23 protein-coding genes are annotated in these 23,580 nt (G+C 50.0%); 20 read left to right on the plus strand and 3 right to left on the minus strand.

Annotation, left to right across the window (positions count from 1 at the left end; translation table 11 throughout):
- The first annotated feature begins 342 nt into the window (after positions 1-342).
- From CLOSYM_RS12195 to CLOSYM_RS12290, 20 genes are all read left to right on the plus strand, one after another.
- On the plus strand, positions 343-1,500 hold the full coding sequence (locus tag CLOSYM_RS12195; RefSeq protein WP_021642337.1) for a MalY/PatB family protein: 1,158 nt from the start codon (positions 343-345) through the stop codon (positions 1,498-1,500).
- A 54-nt stretch (positions 1,501-1,554) separates the two neighbouring features.
- Entirely contained in the window at positions 1,555-2,682 is a 1,128-nt protein-coding gene (locus CLOSYM_RS12200; protein ID WP_021642338.1) for a tyramine oxidase subunit B, read from the plus strand.
- A 380-nt stretch (positions 2,683-3,062) separates the two neighbouring features.
- Positions 3,063-4,634: an ABC transporter substrate-binding protein gene (locus CLOSYM_RS12205; RefSeq protein WP_024739241.1), complete on the plus strand. Its 1,572-nt coding sequence runs from the start codon at positions 3,063-3,065 to the stop codon at positions 4,632-4,634.
- 67 nt (positions 4,635-4,701) lie between these two features.
- On the plus strand, positions 4,702-5,448 hold the full coding sequence (locus CLOSYM_RS12210; protein WP_003503576.1) for a creatininase family protein: 747 nt from the start codon (positions 4,702-4,704) through the stop codon (positions 5,446-5,448).
- A gap of 53 nt (positions 5,449-5,501) precedes the next feature.
- On the plus strand, positions 5,502-6,584 hold the full coding sequence (gene nikB / locus CLOSYM_RS12215) for a nickel ABC transporter permease (RefSeq protein WP_021642340.1): 1,083 nt from the start codon (positions 5,502-5,504) through the stop codon (positions 6,582-6,584).
- Positions 6,585-6,587: 3 nt separating this feature from the next.
- Positions 6,588-7,487 carry an ABC transporter permease gene (locus CLOSYM_RS12220; protein ID WP_003503580.1) on the plus strand — a complete coding sequence of 300 codons (900 nt, stop codon included), beginning with the start codon at positions 6,588-6,590 and terminating at the stop codon, positions 7,485-7,487.
- Between the two features lie 12 nt (positions 7,488-7,499).
- Positions 7,500-8,537 carry an ABC transporter ATP-binding protein gene (locus tag CLOSYM_RS12225; RefSeq protein ID WP_021642341.1) on the plus strand — a complete coding sequence of 346 codons (1,038 nt, stop codon included), beginning with the start codon at positions 7,500-7,502 and terminating at the stop codon, positions 8,535-8,537.
- Between the two features lies 1 nt (position 8,538).
- The gene (locus CLOSYM_RS12230; RefSeq protein ID WP_021642342.1) at positions 8,539-9,525 is read left to right on the plus strand and encodes an ABC transporter ATP-binding protein; all 987 of its coding nucleotides are present in this window, start codon (positions 8,539-8,541) and stop codon (positions 9,523-9,525) included.
- A complete protein-coding gene (locus CLOSYM_RS12235; protein WP_003503585.1) occupies positions 9,522-10,136 on the plus strand; it encodes a hypothetical protein in 615 nt (204 codons plus the stop codon). Before CLOSYM_RS12230 ends, CLOSYM_RS12235 begins: the two co-directional genes overlap by 4 nt.
- 5 nt (positions 10,137-10,141) lie before the next feature.
- Positions 10,142-10,666 carry a MarR family winged helix-turn-helix transcriptional regulator gene (locus CLOSYM_RS12240; RefSeq protein ID WP_021642343.1) on the plus strand — a complete coding sequence of 175 codons (525 nt, stop codon included), beginning with the start codon at positions 10,142-10,144 and terminating at the stop codon, positions 10,664-10,666.
- A gap of 297 nt (positions 10,667-10,963) precedes the next feature.
- On the plus strand, positions 10,964-12,289 hold the full coding sequence (gene rsxC, locus CLOSYM_RS12245; protein ID WP_003503588.1) for an electron transport complex subunit RsxC: 1,326 nt from the start codon (positions 10,964-10,966) through the stop codon (positions 12,287-12,289).
- A 13-nt stretch (positions 12,290-12,302) separates the two neighbouring features.
- Complete coding sequence (locus tag CLOSYM_RS12250; protein WP_003503590.1) at positions 12,303-13,238, plus strand: RnfABCDGE type electron transport complex subunit D; 936 nt, start codon at positions 12,303-12,305, stop codon at positions 13,236-13,238.
- The gene (locus CLOSYM_RS12255; protein ID WP_021642346.1) at positions 13,238-13,846 is read left to right on the plus strand and encodes an FMN-binding protein; all 609 of its coding nucleotides are present in this window, start codon (positions 13,238-13,240) and stop codon (positions 13,844-13,846) included. Before CLOSYM_RS12250 ends, CLOSYM_RS12255 begins: the two co-directional genes overlap by 1 nt.
- Before the next feature lie 15 nt (positions 13,847-13,861).
- Complete coding sequence (rsxE, locus tag CLOSYM_RS12260; protein WP_021642347.1) at positions 13,862-14,692, plus strand: electron transport complex subunit RsxE; 831 nt, start codon at positions 13,862-13,864, stop codon at positions 14,690-14,692.
- Positions 14,693-14,705: 13 nt separating this feature from the next.
- On the plus strand, positions 14,706-15,281 hold the full coding sequence (rsxA, locus tag CLOSYM_RS12265; protein ID WP_003503595.1) for an electron transport complex subunit RsxA: 576 nt from the start codon (positions 14,706-14,708) through the stop codon (positions 15,279-15,281).
- 15 nt (positions 15,282-15,296) lie between these two features.
- Complete coding sequence (locus CLOSYM_RS12270) at positions 15,297-16,088, plus strand: RnfABCDGE type electron transport complex subunit B (RefSeq protein ID WP_003503596.1); 792 nt, start codon at positions 15,297-15,299, stop codon at positions 16,086-16,088.
- Positions 16,089-16,385: 297 nt separating this feature from the next.
- Positions 16,386-17,321 (plus strand): cysteine synthase A, encoded by a 936-nt coding sequence (gene cysK / locus CLOSYM_RS12275; RefSeq protein WP_021642349.1) that lies wholly within the window; start codon positions 16,386-16,388, stop codon positions 17,319-17,321.
- 23 nt (positions 17,322-17,344) lie between these two features.
- Positions 17,345-17,782: an RrF2 family transcriptional regulator gene (locus CLOSYM_RS12280; protein WP_003503598.1), complete on the plus strand. Its 438-nt coding sequence runs from the start codon at positions 17,345-17,347 to the stop codon at positions 17,780-17,782.
- Complete coding sequence (locus tag CLOSYM_RS12285; RefSeq protein ID WP_021642350.1) at positions 17,779-18,237, plus strand: hypothetical protein; 459 nt, start codon at positions 17,779-17,781, stop codon at positions 18,235-18,237. Before CLOSYM_RS12280 ends, CLOSYM_RS12285 begins: the two co-directional genes overlap by 4 nt.
- 118 nt (positions 18,238-18,355) lie before the next feature.
- A complete protein-coding gene (locus CLOSYM_RS12290; protein WP_242828676.1) occupies positions 18,356-19,606 on the plus strand; it encodes an FMN-binding protein in 1,251 nt (416 codons plus the stop codon).
- Between the two features lie 175 nt (positions 19,607-19,781).
- On the opposite strand, the gene alr is transcribed toward CLOSYM_RS12290, so the two are convergent.
- The 3 genes from alr to ychF form a co-directional block, all read right to left on the minus strand.
- Complete coding sequence (gene alr / locus CLOSYM_RS12295) at positions 19,782-20,909, minus strand: alanine racemase (protein WP_021642352.1); 1,128 nt, start codon at positions 20,907-20,909, stop codon at positions 19,782-19,784.
- A 275-nt stretch (positions 20,910-21,184) separates the two neighbouring features.
- Complete coding sequence (locus CLOSYM_RS12305; RefSeq protein WP_003503603.1) at positions 21,185-21,622, minus strand: hypothetical protein; 438 nt, start codon at positions 21,620-21,622, stop codon at positions 21,185-21,187.
- A gap of 221 nt (positions 21,623-21,843) precedes the next feature.
- Positions 21,844-22,941, minus strand: a complete 1,098-nt coding sequence (gene ychF / locus CLOSYM_RS12310) for a redox-regulated ATPase YchF (RefSeq protein ID WP_024739232.1) — start codon at positions 22,939-22,941, stop codon at positions 21,844-21,846.
- Between the last annotated feature and the right edge of the window lie 639 nt (positions 22,942-23,580).

Raw genomic sequence — 23,580 nt, forward strand, 5'->3', positions numbered from 1 at the left:
AAAAAGCTTCTGCTTTCCTCTTGTCTTTTTTTGATGGTGGTGACCTGTGCGCGGAGCATACAGATATCTGCAGATATCGTTGTTGGAAGAGAATTCCGGATCTATCACGGTAGTTGTACAGGCTGAAGATGCGGCTAATAGTCAGATGTCGTGTGCTTTGTTGAACTATTAAATAAATATTATCGATAATCATCAAAATACACAGAAAATATCTTGACAAATCCGATACACGGTGATATAAAATAGATAAAATTAAAGTTTAGCACATTAACTATAAAGAAGCTAAATATAAAAGAGTATAAATATAAAAGCAGATAAATAATCAAAGACGGAGGGAAGAGAATGTATAATTTTGATGTGCTTTTAGAACGCAGACATACGGACAGTACAAAGTGGGATGCAATGGAGCGCGACTACGGCCGGGATGATCTGATGCCGTTCTGGGTGGCGGATGCCGATTTTCCGGTGCTGCCGGAGATTAACCAGGCGCTTCAGGAACGTTCCGGCGAGGGGATGACGTTCGGATATACATTTGCAGGGGAGAGGTATTACAACAGTATTATTGCCTGGAACCGGGAACGCCATGGGCTGGAGCTTGAAAAGGAATTTCTGATTCCGGCGCCGGGAGTGATTACGGCTTTATCGGTGGTCCTGCTGTCGGTTGCAGAGAAGGGAAATAAAATCCTGGTAAATCCTCCTGTCTATTCGCCGTTTTTTACCGTAGTGAAAGGTCTTGGATATGAGCTGTTCGAGTCGCCGCTTTTGTATAACGGCGAATCCTATGAGCTGGATTTTGAAGATATCGAAAAGAAATTTAAAGAGGGAGTCAGTATTTACATATTATGCAGCCCCCATAATCCTGTGGGCAGAGTCTGGAAGGAAGAGGAACTGAAGCGGCTTTCGTCCCTTTGCAAACAGTACGGGGTGCTGATTATCTCCGATGAGATCCATTACGATATTGTATACCCGGGTCATCGCCACCTCTCGATTTTAAATGTAGATGAGGATGCGGTGATGATCACGGCTCCCAGTAAAACGTTCAATATTGCCGGGCTGAAATCTTCAATTATTATTATCAAAAACAGGGAGCTGCGTGAAAAGGTAGGTAATTTTGCAGCCAGTATGCACTTATATATCAATCTTTTCGCTTACCGCGCCACGGAAATGGCCTATGAAAAAGGAGGCCCGTGGGTTGATGAGATGATGGCCTATCTGGAAGAGAACGCACGCTTTGTGGTCGGTTATATTACAAAATATCTGCCGAAAGTCAAAGTGGCCATGCCGGAAAGCACATATCTGATGTGGATGGATTTTTCGGGCTGCCGGTTTACGCAGGAAGAGCTGTTCCTGAAAATGAGGGATGAGGCCAAGGTGGCTTTAAATTTCGGCGCAGAGTATGGAAGCGGTTATGAGCAGTTTGTCCGCCTGAATATCGCATGCCCCCGCCGATATCTGGAAGAGGGGATGGAGCATATTAGAAATTCACTGGCTAATAAATGAAAATGACGGCAAAACAGGAGAGAATGCAGGAATTTAAAGAATGGAGGAGGTCTTATGGAACGGAAACAGGTAGGTTTCAGGTTTTTATCCGAACCTGACATGATCAAAGCAGGGGTGCTGGATGTAAAAAAATGCGTGGAGGTTATGGACGACACTTTTAAGCTTCTGGGAGCCGGGGATTTTGTGATGGGCGGCTATAACCAGAGCAGCCACGGCTGTATGCTGTGGTATCCGAAGGACACGCCGTTTCCCAATATGCCGGTTGCAGGGCCAGACAGAAGGTATATGGCAATGCCGGCTTATATCGGGGGCAGATACAACTGCTGCGGCGTGAAATGGTACGGGTCGAATATCACAAACCCGAAGGAGAGGGGGCTTCCCCGTTCGATTCTGATGGTGGGTCTGAATGATGTGGTGACCGGGGAGCCGTTAGCCATCATGTCGGCGAACCTGTTAAGCGCAATGCGGACAGGCTGCGTTCCGGGAGTGGCGGCCAAATATCTGGCCCGCAGGGATGCAAAGTCACTGGGCGTTATCGGCTGCGGCGTTATCAGCAGGGCCTGCGCAAGGGGAATCCTGAACAGTATGCCCGGGGTAAAGAGGATGTATCTGAATGATATCGTGAGAGCCAGCGCGGAGTCGTTTGCGGAGGAATTCAGAAAAGAATACGATATAGAAATTATTATCAAAGAGGATTTGAAGGAAGCGGTGACTGATTCGGATGTTATCAGTGTCGCGGCGGCAGGGCCGGTTCCTGTTGTGATTGATAAGGACTGGCTGAAACCGGGCTGCCTGTTTACTGCGACGGGACATGCCGAGCTTTCGGAAGAATGCTGGATGGAAAACCAGGTGGTTTTCGATTACTGGCCCATGCATGAGGTCTGGTACGACGAGGGGAAGATGCATCCGGACGGAATAGAAAGCACAAAAGACTGGGCGCCAAGCTACCAGATGCTGAAACTGCTGGATCAGGGAAAGGTGAAAGCGGAGGATATGCTGAGCCTGAGTGATGTGGCTGCGGGAAAGGTGAATCCCCGAAAGTCCGAGGAGGAAAAAATCCTGTTTATTTCGGGCGGACTGCCTGTGGAAGACGTTTCCTGGGGTTACACCCTTTTTGAGGAGGCGGCCAGACAGGAGCTGGGGACGATGCTGACGCTGTGGGAACAGGCACATTGGTTGTAGGGTTTTAATGGTGTGTTGTGGATTGTGGCTGTGGGCGAAGATAAGGTCTGCGGAGCACACTCTCGCTCCCTGGAATGCATAATGGATACTCGAAAATACCTCGTCAAGCACCGATGGATTCCAAAGGCATCCGCAGACTTTATCTTCCCCTCCGCCCCAAAGGAAGGTTTTCGTCGGGACGAAAGACTCCGGCCAAGTTCGTCGGCCCGTCCACTGGCCTGCGGCGGCTGATTGTCTCGCGCTTTAAGTGTGGGGATGGGGAGAGGTATCGGAGTTCGCTCAGTATATGGGGCTGTTTTGGGTGGAGTTTTTCTGACATTTTTCTGAGAGCGTCTGAATGGTTATTTATTAATTTTAATATACAGAAAAGGAGAGGTATCATGAAAAAAACAAAGTTATTTCTGGCAATGGTTTTGGGGCTGTGTTTGCTTTCTGGCTGTGCGGGTAAAAGTGATGTGCCGTCGGATTCGGGAGGCGGAGGAGGCGGTCAGGCTCAGTCGGGGGAGACGGCCGCTGAAAATGCGGCGGTAAAGGATGAGGTGACTGTGGTATTGAAGGGTGAGCCGTCTAATATCGATCCTCATGGTAATACGGAGCTGGTGGCGATGACGACCCAGGTGCAGATCTTTGAAACACTGGTCAAAAAGGATGAGGAAGGAAATATTGTTCCGGGTCTTGCCGAGAGCTGGGAACAGGTGGATGACAAGACGATCCGCTTCAAACTGCGCGATAATGTATATTTCCACAATGGGGAGAAGATGACGGCTGACGATGTGGTATATACGATACAAAGGGCGACCAAAAAGCCGTCCAGCGCTTCAATATTTGCATCCTTTGACGCTGAAAACACAAAGGCCGTCGATGAACTGACCGTGGATGTGGCGACAAAAGCCCCGTTTGCAGCGGTGTACAATTATCTGACTTCCACGAGAGGCGGTATTGTGAGCAAAAAGGCAGTGGAGGAAATGGGGGATGACCAGTTCGGACGCAGTCCTGTGGGAACCGGGCCATTTGCATTTGATAACTGGGTGAGCGGCACCAGCATCACGCTGAAGCGCAATGACAATTACTGGGGAGAAAAACCGGCATATTCCACTCTGACCCTCAAATTTATCACGGAGACAGCCAACAGGGCGCTGGAGATAGAATCGGGCAATGCCGATATCGTACTGGATCCGGATACGGGAGATTTGGACAGGCTGGCTGAGACAGACGGGCTGAAGGTCGTTTCGGGAGACAGCTACGGTATATCTTACATTGTATTTTCCATGGATGACAAGGTGCTAAGCGACGTGAGAATCAGGCAGGCACTTTCCCTGGCTCTGGATCTCGATTCCCTTGTGGAGACGGTTTATGGAAATTATGCAACGGTCAGCGAGAGCGTGATGCCGTCCACAGTCTTTTCCTATAAGTCTCAGGGCAGACACGAATATAATGTGGAGAAGGCAAAAGAACTTCTGGCAGAGGCGGGATACGGAAACGGGCTTACGATCGAGCTGAACCTTCCAAACGGCTCCGAGCAGCAGAATATCGGTGTGATTGCCCAGAATATGTGGAAAGAGATCGGGGTTACGGCCAATATTTCCACAGCATCCACTTCCGAGATTATTGCAGCAGGGCGCCGCGGCGACAATCAGGTCACAATCATGGCGGCCACCTATTCCACGGGTGATCCGGGTCATGCTCTTGCAGATTTTGATACGAGAAGCGACGGCTTCTTCCGTCCGGTAGATAAAAAGATTGATGAACTTCTGGATAAGGGCAGCGCAGCTTACGATACGGCTGAGCGGGCGGCTGTCTATGAAGAGCTGCAGGATTACATCTATCACCAGTACTATATGATAGGCGTGGCCAATAAGACGGTAAACTATGTAATCACGGACAAGGTTCAGAATTTCTACTGCGATCCCGGAGATATTCCTTCATTCGCCGGCGTGACTGTTACTGAATAACTGTAACGAATAATTAAAATGGCAGGAGCCGTCTGAAAGGCTCCTGCAGGTACGGGAGGTAAGCAGAATGGATAAATTAATCATAAATAACATGACGTGGCCCGAATTAGAGGCAGAAATGGAACATATCAAGGTTGCTCTGGTACCGGTGGGCTCCTGCGAGCAGCATGGACCCAACACCACGTTCGCGACGGATGCCGCCAGAGCGGCGGCCTACGCAGAAAAGCTGGCCGTGCGATGCAAAAATAAAGTAGTGGTCTTTCCCTGTGTAAATTACGGCCTGTCTCTGCACCACATGGATTTTCCGGGCACGGTGACCCTCCAGGTGGAGACAATGATGCATCTGCTGGTGGATATCGGCGTATCCATTGCACAGCACGGCATACGCAAGATTCTGTTTCTGAATGCACACGGAGGCAATTTTCCGGCTCTTGAAGGCGCAGTTATCAGTCTGAAACAAAATCATGAAATTGACGCTTACTGGTCGGCAGTCGGCTCGGAGATATCGCTGGGCGGACTGACGGGACTTCCAAAGCTTAACGGACACGCCTGTGAGGTGGAGACCAGCTCCTGTCTCTATCTGTGCCCGGAGACGGTGCGCAGTGAGCGCGTTCCCGGCATTATACAGGACAGCATGCTCACACACGATTCCTTCGTAAAGGGAGGCGCTGCCTGGAGCTGGAAAAACGACGCGTCGCTCAACGGGGCGCTGGGAGATGCCAGAAAAGCCACCTATGAGATAGGAAAGAAAATGACGGAGGACTCCCTCGATTATATGGAGAAGATTGTAGATGAGATTATCGGACGTCCGTAACAGTTCATGCTGTCTGAACTGCTACGAACAGCGAACGAAGGAGTACTGATTCTATGAGCAAATTTATATTAAAACGAATATTGGCGCTGATTCCCGTAATGCTGGGCGTCTCTCTGATTATTTTCAGCCTCCTGTATTTTACGCCCGGAGATCCGGCGGAATACATGCTGGGGATGGACGCCACCCAGGAAAATATTAATGCGCTCCATCATGAACTGGGATTGGATCAGCCGTTTCTTGTACAGTATTTCAATTACATAAAAAATATCGTGACGAAATTTGATTTTGGAAAATCCTACACGACAAAGCAGTCGGTATCCATCGAGATCCTCCAGAGGGTTCCGGCCACTGTAACGCTGGCGGTATTAAGTGTCTCCTTTGCCACAATCATCGGTGTTGTCACAGGAGTGATTGCGGCAGTAAAGCAATATTCCATTTTCGACAAAATCGCCACGGTATTTGCCCTGACCGGCGTGTCCATGCCAAACTTCTGGACAGGACTGATGCTGATCATTATTTTTGCCGTTAATTTCAAGGTGCTGCCGCCCTCGGGTTTTGATACGCCACTGCACTGGATTCTGCCCTCCCTGACCGTGGGAATGGCGTCGAGCGCGACCATTATGCGCCAGACCAGATCGGCAATGCTTGAGGTAATCAGGCAGGATTATATCACAACGGCCCGGGCCAAGGGACAGAAGGAAGTCGTGATCGTGTTCCGCCATGCGCTGCGGAATGCGCTGATTCCGATTATCACCGTGGTGGGAATTTCCTTCGGCGGTATGCTGGGAGGAGCAATCCTGGCGGAATCCATATTCTCGATTCCGGGGATCGGAAAGCTGATGGTGGACGCCATCAATGTAAAGAATTACCCGATGGTTCAGGGCGGCGTTCTCTTTATCGCATTTGCCTTCTCTATCGTGAATCTTCTGGTGGATATTCTGTATGCCTTTGTAGATCCGAGAATCAAATCCCAGTATACCTCGACGCGCAGAGCGCGCCCATGCGCAGCGTTCAGTCACGGGAATTCATGCGGGTATAAAAATTCCGGCACAAAAGCCGTGCCGGATAAGGCTGAATCGGCGACTGTTGCCGGCACGGCCGGCCGCGAAACGGCAGAAGAAGATAAGGAGGAATAGGATATGGGCAGTACAGCAGAACAGACGACGAACGGCATGCCGGATTATTCCTCCATAAAAAAAGAAGGACTTTTCAGGCAGACATGGAATGGACTTAGGAGGAACAGGCTGGCCATGTTCGGATTGGCTCTGATAGTAATTTTGGTGCTGATAGCCGTTTTTGCCGACTTCATCGCTCCCTTTGGGGTGGATGAACAGGATTTGACCGGGAAGTTTTTAAAGCCAGGCGGCAGGCATCTGTTCGGGACGGATGAATTCGGCCGTGACATCTTCAGCCGGATTGTGTATGGGAGCCGTTATTCCCTTATGATAGGGGCCGTGGCTGCGACTCTGTCGGCAGTTATCGGAATGATTGCCGGTTCCCTGGCAGGCTTTTACGGAGGACGGACCGACAATATCCTGATGCGCCTGATTGATATTATGCTGGCGATACCCAGCACGCTTCTGGGAATATCGATCGTGGCTGCCCTGGGAAACGGGATACGCAACGTCATCATAGCGGTGGCTATCGGAGCTGTCCCTGCCTATGCAAGAATCGTCCGGGCGTCAATTCTGTCGGTTAAGGAACAGGAGTATATTGAGGCGGCGCGCTCCATCGGCGCCTCTGATTTCAGAATCATTATGAAGCATATCCTGCCAAACTGCCTGGCCCCGATTATCGTACAGATTACGATGAGCGTGGCCAAGGCAATCCTGGAGGCATCGGCCCTCAGCTTTATCGGACTGGGTGTCCAGCCGCCGTCGGCGGAATGGGGGGCCATGCTCTCGGCAGGCCGTGCCTACATAAGAAAGGCATGGTGGATTGTCACCTTCCCGGGGCTTGCCATTGCCATGATTATTTTCGGACTGAATTTGTTCGGGGACGGTCTGAGGGACGCCCTGGATCCCAGACTTAAAACGTAAAGGAGGAGGAAAATGAGCGAAAATATTTTGTCGGTCCGCGATTTGTCGGTTCACTATGTCAAGGAAAAAAACGTGGTGAAGGCGGTGAATCACCTGACGTTTGATCTGGTGGCCGGGGAGACTCTCGGACTTGTGGGAGAGACGGGGGCCGGGAAGACAACGACGGCCCTGGCGATTATGAACCTTGTTCCGAATCCGCCCGGCCGGATTGCAGGCGGTGAAATTATATTCCAGGGAGAAAATGTCCTGAAAAAATCAAGGCACGAGCTGAGAAAAATGAGGGGCAGGGAAGTCTCAATGATCTTTCAGGATCCCATGACCTCATTGAACCCGGTGATGACGGTGGGAGAGCAGATTGCGGAGGTGGTGCGCCTGCACTCTCATTGCTCGGCAGCGGAAGCGGCCGTGCGTGCCCAGGAGATGCTCCGGATGGTGGGAATCAATGAGGAACGCTATCAGGATTATCCGCATCAGTTTTCAGGCGGTATGAAGCAGAGGGTGGTAATAGCCATTGCACTGGCCTGCAATCCCAAGCTGCTGATTGCGGATGAGCCGACGACGGCGCTGGATGTAACGATCCAGGCTCAGGTTCTGGAGATGATGACGGAACTGAAAAACAAACTGAATACATCGATGATCCTGATTACACACGATCTCGGCGTCGTCGCCCAGGTCTGTGACAAGGTTGCGATTATGTACGCAGGTGAGATTGTCGAGTACGGCAATCTGGAGGATATTTACGAGCAGGGGGAGCATCCGTATACCATCGGGCTGTTTGGTTCCATTCCGGATCTCGATAAGGATACGGAGCGCCTCAGTCCCATCGCAGGCCTGATGCCGGATCCCACGAATCTTCCTGCCGGATGTTCCTTCAGTCCCAGATGTCCGCATTGCACGGATAGGTGCCGAAACGAAGACCCGCCCATCAGGGAAACTGTGCAGGGGCATATGGTGAAATGCCACCTGATTCACACGAACAAGAACAGACAGGACACCGTGCGGCAGGAGCCTGACGGCAGCGCACGGCAGGACGACAGGGGAGGGAAATAAGATGGCGAAGCTGCTCGAGGTAAAAGGTTTAAAAAAATATTTCAATACCCCCAAGGGAATGCTCCATGCGGTTGACAATATTAACTTTACCCTGGATCAGGGAAAGACGCTGGGTATCGTCGGAGAATCGGGCTGCGGTAAATCGACGCTGGGCAGAGTGCTTCTTCACCTGCTGGAACCGACGGAGGGAAGCATATGGTTTGACGGGAAAGATATCTCGCATCCGGACCGCCATTTAATGAAGGAGCTGCATCAGGAGATGCAGATGATTTTCCAGGATCCGTATTCCTCCATTAATCCGCGTATGACAGTCAGTGAGATTATCGGAGAACCGCTTAAAATATTCAAAATATGCTCCTTGGCGGCTGATTATGACCGTGAGGTGGCAAAGCTGATGGATACGGTGGGGCTGGCCGGCCGCCTCTATAACACCTATCCCCATGAACTCGACGGCGGCCGCCGCCAGCGCATCGGCATTGCCAGGGCATTGGCTCTGAATCCGAAATTTATTGTCTGCGATGAACCCGTATCGGCCCTGGATGTATCAATCCAGGCCCAAATCCTGAATCTGATGCAGGATCTCCAGGAGGAAAGGGGGCTTACCTATATCTTTATCACCCACGATTTATCGGTGGTAAAACATATATCGGATCATATCGGCGTCATGTATCTGGGACAGATGGTGGAGATGTGTGAATCCAAAGAACTGTTCAGAAACCAGCTCCATCCCTATACCAAGGCGCTCCTTTCGGCAATTCCAAGGCCTAAAATCCATCAGAAGACAGAGCGGATTCTCCTTCGGGGCGAAATCACATCTCCGATTAATCCGGGCGAAAAATGCCGTTTTTGCAGCCGCTGTATTTATGCGCAGGAACGGTGCTCCACGTCAAGTCCCCGGTTGGCGGACGCCGGGAACGGCCATTCGGTTGCCTGCCATTACTGGAGGGAGATTGCAGAGGGAAGCCTTAAGGCTCAGGAGGCAATATGAGCCGCCCGTCCGTCACATACATAAACCAGCTTGCCTATGCGGACGTACCGTATCCTACGACCCTGAATCCGGGAGACGTTCTGAGGGAGCCGTATCCCAGCGTGGCCAGGGCCGGCTGCGGCCTGTGCTGCGTCTGCATGATGGTGGAGTTCCTGACGGGAGAGAGGCTTTCCGTGGAAGCGTGTATAAATCTTTCTATCCGGGCCGGAGCCAATTATTACGGCACCGATATGAACCGGCTTGGAAGAGCCGCAGCAAAGCGGTTTAACCTGGAGATGGAGGTGTCGCAAAGCGTTGAAACACTGGAGCTTTGGCTGGAGGCAGGAGGGTGCGCAGTGATTCATGCAGGCAGGGAACACGGTCTCTTTTCCGACGGCGGCCATTATCTTTTTGCAGACGGGCTCAGTATGGAAGCGGACTGGGAAGGCGGAGGGGCCGCAATGAAAATATGGCTCCTAGATCCTTCGTTTACAGAACAGAAATACGAGAGGCCGGACCGGCGGGGGAGGGTGGAACTGAGGGATTCCCATATCCTTGCCGGTGCGGAGCTTGTGAAAGAGGAGTGTGCAAAACGCAGTCCGTCTTTTTACCTATTTAAACAGCGGGGGTAGGAAACATGTCAGAACAATTGGTAAAAGAAGAGCTGTATCTTCAGATTATGGACGGCCTGGAGAAAAGCTGCCGTCTGATGGCAGCCTACGACGAAATGCCCCATGAATACGGGGACAGTATTTTATACCAGGTGGAATCCCACACGATTGAACGGATTGGGATCACGCCTGGGATTACTTCCTCGGAACTGTCGGCCGGGATGAACAAAACCCCCAGCGCCAGCTCCCAGATTATCAGGAAGCTGAGGAAGAAGGGGCTTGTGTTCCAGAAACGCAATAAAGACAACAACAGGGAGTACAACCTGTTTCTGACGGATTACGGCTGGAGAATCTATAAAGCCCATGCCGCCGTGGATGAGGAGTGCGGCAGAAGAAAGCTTAAGCAGCTTTCGGTTTTCAGTGAGGAGGAGCTGCGCACCTACTTAAAAATACACAATGTAATTAACGAGGGGTTTGAGGCGGATGTCAGGCAGGCGGGGAAAATTTCCGACGCCCTGTCAAAAGTGGGGTTTCCTGTGGCGCAGGAGTAGAAAAGGTGGAAATAATTGTTAAATTAAAATACGAAGAAAGGGCTGCTGTGGTAAATTTATGGCAGCTTTTTTTGTCGTTTCTGTATGAAAGACCTTACAAAAAAAATAAATTTTGTATTAATTTTTATACAAAATTCGGTCGATTATCTTAAAGTTTCCAATTGTTAAAAACTTTTTCCTATGATATACTATACGCGATAGCTTTTAACCCTGGAACTGATAAAAAATTCACGAAAATATGACAAAAAATTCACATCCAGGGTGCGAAAATCAAACTAGAGAAAGAGGGTTTATTTGATGGGTTTGGCTACATTTATAGGCGGCATTCATCCTTATGAAGGAAAAGAACTGTCTGAGGATAAACCAATCCAGTTCATCGTTCCTGAGAAGGGCGAGGAGATGGTATATCCGCTGTCCCAGCATATTGGCGCTCCTGCAAAACCACTGGTTGCCAAAGGCGATCAGGTGCTTAAGGGTCAGATTATAGCAGAAGCAGGAGGCTTCATTTCCGCCAACGTATTAAGTTCTGTTTCCGGTACGGTAAAGGGGATCGAACCAAGGCTGGTGGCGAATGGCGCAATGGTACAGTCTATCATCGTAGAGAACGATGGGGAAGAAAATGCGATTGAAGGTTTTGGTAATGCGAGGGATTACACGAAGCTTTCAAAAGAAGAGATCAGAAATATTATTAAAGAGGCCGGTATCGTCGGCCTGGGCGGAGCCGGCTTCCCAACGCATGTGAAGCTGACGCCAAAGGATGAGGCTGCCATTGATCACGTAATTGTGAACGGCGCAGAGTGTGAGCCTTACCTGACCAGCGACTACCGTGTGATGATGGAACGTCCGGAACAGATTATCGGCGGACTGAAAGTGATCCTTCAGTTGTTCGACAATGCCAAGGGAATCATAGGCATAGAGAATAACAAACCGGAAGCGATCAAGAAGCTGACGGAGATGGTGAAGGACGAGCCGAGAATTGAGGTATGTCCGCTTCTCACCAAGTATCCGCAGGGAGGCGAGCGTACGCTGATTTACGCCGTAACGGGAAGAGAGATCAATTCTTCCATGCTGCCGGCAGACGCAGGCTGTGTTGTAGACAACATTGACACTGTGGCTGCTATTTATGATGCTGTCTGCAATACCACGCCGCTGCTGCGGAAGATTATCACAGTGACGGGCGATGCAGTGGCAAATCCTCAGAACTTCCAGGTAAGGCTTGGAACGAACTACAAGAGGCTGTTAGAGGCAGCAGGCGGATTTAAACAAGAACCGGAGAAGATGATTTCCGGCGGACCGATGATGGGCCAGGCTTTATTCAGCCTTGACTTCCCGGTTGCCAAGACATCTTCCGCACTTACTACATTCACAAAAGACCAGGTTGCAGCGATGGAGCCGACTCCGTGTATCCGCTGCGGCAAGTGCGTGGACGTATGTCCGGAGCACCTTGTGCCGCAGATGATGATGGACGCCGCAGAGCGCCATGATATGGAGAAATTCCAGAAGCTGGACGGGATGGAGTGCGTGGAATGCGGCTGCTGTGCATATACCTGCCCGGCCAAGAGACCGCTGACACAGGCATTCAAAGAGCTGCGCAAAGCAGTGGCGGCCAGCCGCAGAAAGTAGGAGGTGTGAAGAAATGGGAAAATTATTTAACGTATCGTCATCACCTCACGTAAGGAGCAGCCACACCACCCAGGCAATCATGTTTGACGTGGCAATCGCAATGCTCCCTGCGTCAATTTACGGTGTATGGCAGTTCGGTATGCACGCACTTCTTGTTCTGATTGCAACAGTGGTATCATGCGTGCTTTCCGAGTATATTTTTGAAAAACTGATGAAAAAACCAATCACTGTTTATGACGGCAGCGCCGTTGTAACCGGTATGATTCTCGCGCTCAACATGCCGCCCCAGATTCCTGTCTGGATGCCGTGCCTGGGCGGCGTATTCGCCATCATCATTGTAAAACAGATGTACGGCGGCCTTGGACAGAACTGGATGAACCCGGCTCTGGCAGCAAGATGCTTCCTGCTTATTTCCTTTGCAGGAAAGATGACCACATTTACAGAGCCTTTCTCCGACGCAGTAGCCAGCGCAACACCGATGGCCATGTTAAAGGCAGGAGAGCAGGTGGATGTGACCGCTATGTTTATCGGACGGATTCCCGGAACCATCGGTGAGGTTTCCGTGATTGCACTGTTAATCGGTGCGGCTTATCTGGTATTCAGAAAAGTAATCACACTGCGCATCCCGCTTACATATATTGCTACGGTTGCTATTTTTGCGGCTATTTACAGCGGATTTGACGTAAGCTACATCCTGGCCCATCTTTGCGGCGGCGGCTTAATCTTCGGCGCTTTCTTTATGGCGACAGATTATGTTACGAGCCCGATTACACCAAAGGGACAGATTGTATTCGGTATCGCACTGGGACTTCTGACAGGTCTCTTCCGTATCTTCGGAGGTTCTGCAGAGGGAGTATCCTACGCGATTATCTTCTGTAACATCCTGGTTCCGTTAATTGAGAAGTTCACCCTTCCGACCGCATTTGGAAAAAAGGGAGGTAAGAAATAATGGCAGGTAAATCCGGATTTATGAAAGACGCCTTTATCCTTTTTGCAATCACCCTGATTTCCGGTATTGCACTGGGCGGCGTATATGAAGTGACAAAAGGCCCGATTGAACAGGCCACAATTGAAGCAAACAACAAGACATACAGGGGAGTATTCCCGGAGGCGTCATCTTTTGAAGAGACTTCAGACATTGACCTGGAGGCATGCAACACGGAGCTTGCCGCATCGGATTTCGGCGGTGTGGGCGTTGAGACGGTAATGGTTGCAAAGGATGATGCTGGCAGCGATTTGGGCTATGTAATCAACTCCTATTCGAATGACAGCTACGGCGGTAAAGTATCTATCTCCGTCGGAATCAAGGACGACGGAAGCATTACTTCCATCGGCTTCCGCGAGATCAGCGATACGCCCGGCCTCGGTCTTAAGGCGAAAGAGGACCCGTTCAGGACCCAGTATGACGGCAAATCGGCTTCCGAGCTTACTGTTATCAAGGGCGGCAATGCGGGCGACGCCGAGATCAATGCGATCAGCGGTGCAACGATTACATCCAACGCAGTGACGAATGCGGTTAATGCCGCTTTGTACTGCAAACAGAATTTCATAAACTAACAGGAGGTGGGAAATATGAACAAATATGTAGAACGTATATCAAACGGCATTTTCAAAGAAAACCCTACCTTCGTGTTAATGTTAGGTATGTGTCCGACACTGGCAGTTACGACTTCTGCTGTCAACGGTCTGGGCATGGGGCTTTCCACAACAGCCGTTCTTGTCTTTTCAAACTTAATTATTTCGGCGCTGCGTAAGATTATCCCGGATCGTGTCAGGATTCCGGCTTTTATCGTTATCGTAGCCAGCCTTGTAACCATTGTCCAGCTGCTGATGCAGGGGTATGTGCCTTCCCTCTATTCATCACTGGGTATCTACATTCCGCTGATCGTAGTAAACTGTATCATCCTTGGCCGCGCCGAGTCTTATGCTTCCAAGAATGACGCTGTTTCCTCGCTTTTCGACGGAATCGGCATGGGACTTGGATTTTCCATCGCCCTGACGCTCATCGGTATTTTCCGTGAGTTCCTGGGTGGCGGAGCATTCTTCGGAAAACAGATTATTCCGGAGGATTTCCATATCTCAATCTTTATCCTTGCTCCGGGTGCATTCTTCGTGCTTGCGATTCTGACTGCACTCCAGAATAAGTTTAAAGCTCCTTCCGCAACAAATGGTTCCGTACCGCAGTCCAACCTGGCATGCGGCGGCAACTGCGCAAGCTGTGCAGGTTCCGCATGTGCCGACAACCATCTGAAGCTGGCTGAGAAAGCGGCCGAGGAAGCGGCCAGAGCGGCGGCAGCCAAGAAAGCGGCGGCTGAAAAAGCACTTGCAGCAAAGAAGGCGGCCGAGGAAGCGAAAGCAAAGGCAGAAGCTGAAGCGGCGAAAGAACCCGAGAAAACAGAATAGGAGGAATGGATAGATGAAAGAATTACTTTTAATTGCCATCGGTTCAGCCCTGGTAAATAACGTTGTATTAAGCCAGTTCCTCGGTATCTGCCCCTTCCTTGGCGTATCCAAGAGGGTAGAGACATCAGCAGGCATGGGTGCGGCCGTAATCTTCGTAATTACGATTGCATCTGCAGTGGCAAGCTTAATCTATGATCACATTCTGGTGCGCTTCGGTATGGAGTATCTTCAGACAATCGTGTTCATTCTGGTTATTGCGGCTTTAGTACAGTTTGTAGAAATGTTCCTGAAGAAAAACATGGTTTCCCTGTATCAGTCTCTGGGCGTATACCTTCCGCTGATCACGACAAACTGTGCTGTTCTCGGTGTTGCATTAACAAACGTACAGAAGACATACAACTTTGTAGAGAGCGTTGTCAACGGTGTTGGTATCGCGGTCGGATTTACGATCGCTATCGTACTTCTGGCAGGCGTGCGCGAGCGCATTGAATACAATGACGTGCCATATAACTTCCAGGGATCCCCGATTACGTTAATTACCGCAGGTCTCATGTCAATTGCATTTTTCGGATTTTCCGGATTAATTTAAAGGAGGAGACGAAGGATGAATATAACTGGAATTATTATTGCGGCAATTATCGTCGGCGCTACCGGTATTATCATCGGTGTGCTGCTTGGCGTTGCCAGCGAGAAATTTAAAGTAGAAGTAGATGAGAAAGAAATCCTTGTCAGAGAAGAACTCCCGGGCAACAACTGCGGCGGCTGCGGCTTCCCGGGTTGCGACGGCCTTGCAAAGGCCATTGCCGAGGGTACTGCTCCTGTTGACGCCTGCCCGGTCGGAGGCGCTCCCTGTGCTGAGAAAATTGCAGCCATTATGGGCGTGGAAGCCGGCAGCAGTGAGAAGATGGTGGCCTTCGTAAAATGTAAGGGCACCTGTGACAAGGCAAAATCACAGTATAATTATTTTGGTATCAAAGACTGCAAGATGGCAGCCGTTGTTCCGGGTTCCGGCGATAAAGCCTGCTCCTTCGGATGTATGGGATTTGGTTCCTGTGTAACTGCCTGTCAGTTTGACGCCATTCATGTGGTGGACGGCATTGCGGTGGTAGATAAAGAGAAATGCGTTGCCTGCGGCAAATGTGTGGACGCCTGCCCGCAGCATCTTGTTGAATTGGTGCCATACAAGGCGGAACACCTTGTACAGTGTAATTCCCATGAAAAGGGACCGGCTGTCAAGGCTAAATGCGATAACGGATGTATCGGCTGTACACTCTGCATCAAGCAGTGTGAGGATGATGCCATCCATATGGATAACAACCTGGCGGTAATTGATTATGAGAAGTGTACGAACTGCGGTAAGTGCGCGGCGAAGTGCCCAGTCAAAGTTATCGTTTAAACACCGGATTACACGGATGAATATTATTTCTTTCCTTTTATCGATGGAGGTGACCTGTGCGCGGAGCGTGCAGGTTATCGTTTCGGTAACGGGAGGAGAGCTTAAAAGCCAGGGCATGCTGCCCTGGCTTTTGCGTTGAAGGTGGCGGCCCGTGTTCGGAACGCGAAGAGTATCGTTTTATCACGGCTGCGCTAAATGCAGCAGATAAATCTTGACAAATTTTTCCGATATGATAAAATCATATAAAACCTATAGATTTACTATGATATAAATTGCAGAATCAAAAGGAGGAAAAATATGGCGGATATTAAGAAAAGCGCAGCACAGCTGATTGGAAGGACACCTCTTCTGGAGGCGTCTAATTATGCGGAGAGCCAAGGGATAATGGATGTGGTTCTTCTGGCTAAGCTGGAATATCTGAACCCGGCGGGGTCGGTAAAGGATCGGGTGGCACTGTCCATGATTGAGGACGCCGAGAAGAGCGGAATTCTGAAAAAGGGAGCGACCATTATCGAACCGACTTCCGGCAATACGGGTATCGGTCTGGCCTCAGTGGCTGCGGCCAAGGGATACAAGGCGGTATTTACTCTCCCTGAGACTATGAGTATAGAGAGAAGAAAGCTTCTGAAGGCATATGGAGCAAAACTGGTCTTGACCGATGGCTCTAAAGGTATGAAAGGAGCTATAGAGAAGGCGGAGGAATTAAAACAAAATATCGAAGGTTCCGTCATTCTGGGGCAGTTCACCAATGCAGCCAATCCTGCTGTCCACAGGAAGACGACCGGACCGGAGATTTGGGAAGATACGGACGGAGCGGTCGATATCTTTGTGGCAGGTATCGGTACAGGCGGCACAATCACCGGTGTGGGCCAATACCTCAGGGAGCGTAACCCCCGGATTAAAGTGGTAGCGGTGGAACCGGCCGGGAGTCCGATTCTGTCGGAGGGCAGAGCCGGAGCTCATAAGATTCAGGGGATAGGAGCCGGATTTATCCCGGAAATCCTGGCGCAGGATATTTATGACGAAGTGATGCAGGTAAAGGATGAGGACGCTTTTGCGGCTTCGAGACAGTTTGCCGTGACAGAAGGAATCCTTACCGGTATTTCATCCGGCGCGGCTCTGACAGCGGCAGTGGAGCTGGCGGCCAGAGCGGAGAACAGGGGAAAGCGGATCGTCGTCCTGCTGCCTGATTCGGGTGACCGGTATTTCTCCACTCCGCTGTTTGAAGAATAAAATATAAAGGGGTGTAGCTGGAAATGAAAGTATCGACAAAAGGCAGGTATGCGCTTCGAATGATGCTGGATTTGGCATTGCAGGGGGATGAGGTGGTCAGGATTAAAGATATTTCGCTCAGACAGGAGATATCGGAAAAGTATCTTGAGCAGATAGTATCGGTTTTAAAGAAAGCCGGATATGTCAATAGTGTCAGAGGAGCCCAGGGGGGATACTGCCTGGCCGGAAAACCGCAGGAATATACGGTCGGAATGATTCTGAGACTGACCGAAGGAAGCATGGCGCCGGTAGCGTGTGTGGATACCCGGATGGATGGCAGAGGCAATACATGCAGCCGGGCGCCGGGATGCACGGCGCTTAAGCTGTGGACCATGGTTGATGATGCTGTTAACGGTGTCATAGACAAGGTAACACTTGCCGACATGGTGCAATGGGAGAGGGAAAAGGAGAATGAAACATGACGAAGACACCGAAACGATTGAAAACCTCAGACGCTCTTGGAATATTCAGGGCTGTTCTGAAAGAGAGCGGTTTTAACCCAAAAGAACCGGATTTAAAGACGGGATGGGAGGCATTCAGAAGGTTTGCCGGGCTCTCCTTTGAATGTGCGGATGACAGTCTGCTTTTTGAAGCAGGAATTTATGATTTACCGGACGGTGACAGATTTTTCCTTTCAATGGTCAGGCAGTTTACCATTGAGGTGGATGGAGAATATGATTATATTGAACAGATACATCTGGACCTGCTTTACATGCCGGATGAGACTTTGAACAGTCTGGAAGAGACATTGTGGACGTATGATTTTGATGATGATGTTCCTGCGTTCCTGAACGCAGTGGAGAATTCGCCGTCATTTAAAATTTCCATGGAGCAGTATCATCCGCTGTCATCCGATATTTATCAGGATGAGATATAGGATGAGAGAAGTATAAAAAGAGTAACACAGTGCCAGACTAAAAGCAAAATGTTTGAGGTCTGGCACTATTATGTATCAGAAACACCAGCCGATGAAAAAGGAAAGGATTCAAGGACACATGAAGAAGAGAGAAACAGGTAACCTGGCGGGAATACTGGCCGGGACAGGAATTATGATTATATTGGCAGGAGGGCTGATTGCATTCTCAGGTCCTCTCTATAAATCCATAGCAGGGCGGAACCTCCCTGTGTCGGATGTTCCTATTTATAATGCGGGAACATATGAAGGAAGCGCCAGAGGATACGGCGGACCGATCACAGTGAAGGCAAAATTCTCGGAGTATGGAATAGAAGATGTGAAAGTAGAGGCGCCGGATGAAACGCCGGAGATTGGCAAGTCGGCTGCAGTACGGCTCTCGAAAGATATCTGGGCAAAACAGTCTCATAGTGTGGACAGCATATCGGGCGCCACGATGACCAGCAATGCGGTAAAGACGGCCATGGGTGCATGCGTGCGGGAAGCCGTGAAAGAGGGGACGGAGCTGGCGGCGATTATTGAACAGGAAATTGCACAGGAAAACGCCCAGAAAGCGCTTCCTGAAGTGGACGAGCTTTTAAAGACAATTGCCGACGGCTCTTATACTTACCGGGAACCGGAGCCGGACGAGAATGGATTTTATAACCGGATTGACATCGAAGTGAAGGATAATAAGATCACGGCTCTTACGTGGGATGCGGTGCAGGAAGACGGAACCGGTAAAAGAGAAATGTCTGCTGGCGGCCAGTATACTATGACGGAAAGCGGGCCGCTGTGGTATGAACAGGCTGATCAGCTCGCCCGGTATGTGACGGAGAACCAGACGACGAAAGGGCTGATGAATGACAGCGGAACATCGGATGCGGTTTCTACTGTCAGCATCCATATCGGCGGTTTTATCGACTGCCTGAAAAAGTGTCTTCTTATTGCCGGCGGTGATACTTCCCATACAAGCCTGGATGAGCTTCTGGCAGGGGCGGCCGACGGCTCATACAACTGGAAGAGCGGTCAGGCGGACGAAAATGGTTTCTGTGATCAGATTACGATGAGCGTTAAGGATCATAAGATAACAGCCCTTCAATGGGACGCAGTGGATAAGGAGGGGACGGGAAAGAGAAAACTTTCGGAGGACGGCCAATACGTGATGACCGAAAATGGGCCGCTGTGGTTTGAGCAGGCCGATATGCTGGCCGAATATCTGATAGAAAACCAGTCGGAAGAAGGTCTTTTGCAGGAGACAGGTTATGCATCGGATGCAGTGGCCTCCGTCAGCATTTATGCAGGAGGATTTCTGAGTGCGGTTAAACAGTGCCTTCTGAACGGGCCTGAATAAGCCGGAACTGAGCGGATAGTCGAATCCTGAGTAAAGAGACAAATAGAAGCAACAGCAGCTCATTCTATAAATAGGGAGATACCTGGTTTGAGAGTCCGGATTACCGGACTCTCTTTAATTGATGACGGTGACCTGTGCGCGGAGCGTGCAGGCAAGCGTCGAAGGCGGATCATTGTCAGTCTCTGTATATTCTCACCGGGCGTTCGCTGATATTGCAGAGGTAGACAACATAGGAGTTTTCCGTAAGCTTTTCCATATCAAAAGCATCAATCTTCTCACTGCCGTCATGACCTATCAGAGTTACCGTATCGCCGATTTCGGCATCGGGTATGTCGGTGATATCGAGAAATGTCTGATCCATGCAGACGGAGATAATAGGAGCCCGCTTTCCATGTATTAAAACGTATCCTCCTTTTTTGCCCAAATCTTCCAGATAGCCGTCCCCGTATCCAAAACAGGCGATACCGACAACCGTATCACGCTTGGCAGTGAAGCTTCTCCAATACCCCATGCTTCTGCCTGACAAAACGTATTTTTTATTTGTCAGAAAGGTTTTCCATTCCAGAACGGTTTCAAGACCCAGCCTGTTATCTTCATCGAGGCAGGGATCGTATCCCAGCCACAAAAGGCCTGTACGTATCATATTGTAATGGGCTTTTTTAAACCGTACGGTAGAGGGAGTGTTGGTGGCATGGATATAACGCGGCTGAATCCCCCGCGTCCGGATTTGCCCAAGGGCTTCCTCAAAACGGCTGATCTGAATCTCGGTGAACTCCGGGTCTGTGACCTCGGCTTCCCCAAAGTGGGTAAACACTCCCTCTATTTCCAGGCCTTTCAGAGGTAAGATACCATCCAGAAGCTCTTCAAGCTGCTCGCCCTTTTCCACACCGATCCGGCCAAGCCCGGTATCAATTTTTATATGGACACGGGCAGTCCTTCCGTTTTCCTGAGCGAGAGCGGACAGCAAAGCGGCATCCTGGGTGCGGAAGACGGGCAGAATGAGATTCTCCTGAACCGCATAAGGCAGGTTGTTTACCGGTACGCCCCCGAGTACCATGATTTCCGCCTGACTGCCGGCCCTGCGCAGTTGTTCGGCTTCGCGTACCTGGGCGACAGCCAGTCTTTTAATCCCGCATTCCTTAACCAGCCAGTCACTGGTACGGATCAGGCCGTGGCCGCAGGCGTTTGCTTTCAGGACGGGCATAATCTCCACATCCGGTCCCACGTGATTTCTGATTTTTTCCATGTTCGATTTAATCTTTGCCAAATCGATTGTAATGAATGAATTCCCCGTTTCGTTCATAATAATTCCCCCGTTTGTATTTCGCAGTTAATAAAATGATTCAATTATCCCGGACAATATGCGGCTGAATCCATGATATGTATCTGCAGCCGCTTCCCGATTATCCGGAATATTGATCATTATCTCATTGTATTGATAAAAATACAATGAAAATCGGCAGAACCGTAAGACTGTGTTAAAAATCGGACAGATAAAACAGGGACAGAAAATTCCGCCGATAGATGGAATTTTCTGTCCCTGTTCCCGCCCGTATATTATGGTACGGATTTTACGCATCAGTTTGCCGTGGCTTTGCCCAGTGCCGTACGAATCGCGCCTACCAGAGCCTGAGAAGTGTACTGGCTGCCCTCGGGATAGGAGAGGTTTTCCAATGACTGCGTCTGACAGATCTGGTCGGAAAGCTGGGTGATAGAGGGGGCCATCAGAGGATACATGGTGGCGACTGAATCACTGAGAGGGGAGAAGCTGATAGAATTGATGTGATCGGCATCTACGGCTACTTCCACATTGACATTCTGGCTGCCAAGAACGAGGGAGGCTGTGTATACTCCCGGTATGTACTGTACGCTGTCGGAAGCGGTCTGGGCGGCGTCCTTTTTCGGATGGAACATGATAAGGAATAGCGTTATCAGAAGGATCCCCAAACCGATAAAGATGGCGGTGTAAATGATTTCCTTCATGCGCAGCACTACTATTTTTGTTTTAGAGCTCATAAAAAAGCCCTCCGGATTTGTTTATTACAATCTATTACGGAATCCGGCTTTTTATGCAAGAATGGGAAAGGTCGGTTAAGTTGTCCTGTTAATTGCAGATTAAGGGGGCGTTTGACACAGCAGCTGAAAATGGTGCCGGATTCATGTTAAAGCTGACATGAATCCGGCACCATTTTATAATTGATGGCGGCGACCTGTGCGAGGAACGTGCAGGTTATCGTTTATACATTAAACCGGAACAGGATTACATCGCCGTCCTTGACAATGTATTCTTTTCCTTCCATACGCACAAGGCCCTTTTCCTTGGCGGCCGGGTAGGTCCCGCAGTCCAGAAGATCCTGGTAGTTGACAACCTCTGCCTTAATAAATCCCCTCTCAAAGTCGGAATGGATTTTTCCGGCGGCCTGCGGAGCTTTTGTCCCCACTTTAATTGTCCAGGCCCGTGTCTCCTGAGGCCCGGCCGTCAGATAGCTGATAAGGCCTAAAAGACGGTAGCTGGCCGCAATCAGTTTTTCGAGGCCTGACTCGGTAAGACCGAGATCCTCTAAAAACATCTTTTTCTCTTCTTCATCGAGTTCGGCAATTTCCTGCTCAATCTGTGCGCAGATAACAAATACCTCGCTGCCTGTCTCAGATGCAAAGTTACGTACCCGGGCAACATATTCATTACTTGCGCCGTCATCGGAGAGATCCTCTTCGCATACATTGGCGGCAAAGATTACTGGTTTCCATGTGAGCAGATTCAGGGAATTGATGAAAGCAAGCTCGTCCTCATCCTCCGTCTCAAAGCTCTTTGCCAGTTTGCCGTCCTCCAGATGAGCGTAAAGCGCCTTTAAGATATCAAGCTCCTTTGCAAGCGCTTTATTGCCCATCAGGCTTTTGTTTGTCTTAGCAATCCGTCTTTCCAGAATCTCCATATCGGAGAAAATCAGCTCGAGATTGATTGTTTCGATATCACGGAGCGGATCCACGCTGCCGTCCACATGAATTACATTGGGATCTTCAAAACAGCGGACAACATGGACAATGGCATCCACCTCACGGATATTGGAGAGGAACTGATTGCCGAGGCCCTCGCCTTTGGAAGCTCCCTTCACGAGTCCGGCAATATCAACAAATTCAATTACGGCCGGGGTAATCTTTTCGGAATTATAGAGAGCGGAGAGCTTTCCGAGACGGTAATCGGGTACCGGAACAACACCTACATTGGGATCGATAGTACAGAACGGGTAATTGGCAGATTCCGCACCGGCTTTTGTCAGGGAATTGAAGAGAGTACTTTTACCCACGTTGGGCAGGCCTACAATACCTAATTTCATAATAAAAACTTCCTTTCTATTATTGATAAGCATAATACTGCTTATTAAGTTCATTAGAGCTTTTACATTTGGACGTACTTGAATAGAATACCATAGAATGAACGGAAAAGGAAGAGAAAATATTTAATTAGGCAGGTGAGGACGCCGCCGTAGGCCACCGGACGGGGTGGTGAGAGTGGCTTTATGAGTCTTTCGTCCCGGGGGAAGTGTGTTGTGGGTTGGGGTTGCGGGGAATATATAGTCTGCGGAGTACGTTCTCACTCTGTGGAATGCATAACGGCTGCTAGACTCGATAATACCTCGTCAAGCACCGATGGATTCCAAAGGCATCCGCAGACTATATCTTCCCCTCCGCCCCAAGGTCAGGTTTTCGCCGGGATGAAAGACTCCGCCAAGTGTATCGGCCCCGTCCACTCAGCGCTTCCAAAAAGGATATATATGGCGGAATACCGGAAGAATATCACCGGATTTTACATTGGACTGCCGGAAACACGTAGTGGCCGCGACAGGGCCCTCCCCATTTAAGGTTGAAGACAATCAGCGCCCGGAACGGACCATGTCCGGTGCCGGAAAAATCTTCGCCTAAGTCTTCCGTCCCCGGCGATAATCTGGACCGGGGAAGTAGGCGGAATCAATTGC

The sequence above is a fragment of the [Clostridium] symbiosum ATCC 14940 genome (assembly GCF_000466485.1).
GTDB classification, from domain to species: domain Bacteria; phylum Bacillota; class Clostridia; order Lachnospirales; family Lachnospiraceae; genus Otoolea; species Otoolea symbiosa.

Excerpts from the sequence above, each read along its gene's own strand:
- CLOSYM_RS12195 (WP_021642337.1), top strand. The coding sequence starts at position 343 with ATGTATAATTTTGATGTGCTTTTAGAACGCAGACATACGGACAGTACA.
- CLOSYM_RS12200 (WP_021642338.1), top strand. The coding sequence starts at position 1,555 with ATGGAACGGAAACAGGTAGGTTTCAGGTTTTTATCCGAACCTGACATG.
- CLOSYM_RS12205 (WP_024739241.1), top strand. The coding sequence starts at position 3,063 with ATGAAAAAAACAAAGTTATTTCTGGCAATGGTTTTGGGGCTGTGTTTG.
- CLOSYM_RS12210 (WP_003503576.1), top strand. The coding sequence starts at position 4,702 with ATGGATAAATTAATCATAAATAACATGACGTGGCCCGAATTAGAGGCA.
- nikB (WP_021642340.1), top strand. The coding sequence starts at position 5,502 with ATGAGCAAATTTATATTAAAACGAATATTGGCGCTGATTCCCGTAATG.
- CLOSYM_RS12220 (WP_003503580.1), top strand. The coding sequence starts at position 6,588 with ATGGGCAGTACAGCAGAACAGACGACGAACGGCATGCCGGATTATTCC.
- CLOSYM_RS12225 (WP_021642341.1), top strand. The coding sequence starts at position 7,500 with ATGAGCGAAAATATTTTGTCGGTCCGCGATTTGTCGGTTCACTATGTC.
- CLOSYM_RS12230 (WP_021642342.1), top strand. The coding sequence starts at position 8,539 with ATGGCGAAGCTGCTCGAGGTAAAAGGTTTAAAAAAATATTTCAATACC.
- CLOSYM_RS12235 (WP_003503585.1), top strand. The coding sequence starts at position 9,522 with ATGAGCCGCCCGTCCGTCACATACATAAACCAGCTTGCCTATGCGGAC.
- CLOSYM_RS12240 (WP_021642343.1), top strand. The coding sequence starts at position 10,142 with ATGTCAGAACAATTGGTAAAAGAAGAGCTGTATCTTCAGATTATGGAC.
- rsxC (WP_003503588.1), top strand. The coding sequence starts at position 10,964 with ATGGGTTTGGCTACATTTATAGGCGGCATTCATCCTTATGAAGGAAAA.
- CLOSYM_RS12250 (WP_003503590.1), top strand. The coding sequence starts at position 12,303 with ATGGGAAAATTATTTAACGTATCGTCATCACCTCACGTAAGGAGCAGC.
- CLOSYM_RS12255 (WP_021642346.1), top strand. The coding sequence starts at position 13,238 with ATGGCAGGTAAATCCGGATTTATGAAAGACGCCTTTATCCTTTTTGCA.
- rsxE (WP_021642347.1), top strand. The coding sequence starts at position 13,862 with ATGAACAAATATGTAGAACGTATATCAAACGGCATTTTCAAAGAAAAC.
- rsxA (WP_003503595.1), top strand. The coding sequence starts at position 14,706 with ATGAAAGAATTACTTTTAATTGCCATCGGTTCAGCCCTGGTAAATAAC.
- CLOSYM_RS12270 (WP_003503596.1), top strand. The coding sequence starts at position 15,297 with ATGAATATAACTGGAATTATTATTGCGGCAATTATCGTCGGCGCTACC.
- cysK (WP_021642349.1), top strand. The coding sequence starts at position 16,386 with ATGGCGGATATTAAGAAAAGCGCAGCACAGCTGATTGGAAGGACACCT.
- CLOSYM_RS12280 (WP_003503598.1), top strand. The coding sequence starts at position 17,345 with ATGAAAGTATCGACAAAAGGCAGGTATGCGCTTCGAATGATGCTGGAT.
- CLOSYM_RS12285 (WP_021642350.1), top strand. The coding sequence starts at position 17,779 with ATGACGAAGACACCGAAACGATTGAAAACCTCAGACGCTCTTGGAATA.
- CLOSYM_RS12290 (WP_242828676.1), top strand. The coding sequence starts at position 18,356 with ATGAAGAAGAGAGAAACAGGTAACCTGGCGGGAATACTGGCCGGGACA.
- alr (WP_021642352.1), bottom strand. The coding sequence starts at position 20,909 with ATGAACGAAACGGGGAATTCATTCATTACAATCGATTTGGCAAAGATT.
- CLOSYM_RS12305 (WP_003503603.1), bottom strand. The coding sequence starts at position 21,622 with ATGAGCTCTAAAACAAAAATAGTAGTGCTGCGCATGAAGGAAATCATT.
- ychF (WP_024739232.1), bottom strand. The coding sequence starts at position 22,941 with ATGAAATTAGGTATTGTAGGCCTGCCCAACGTGGGTAAAAGTACTCTC.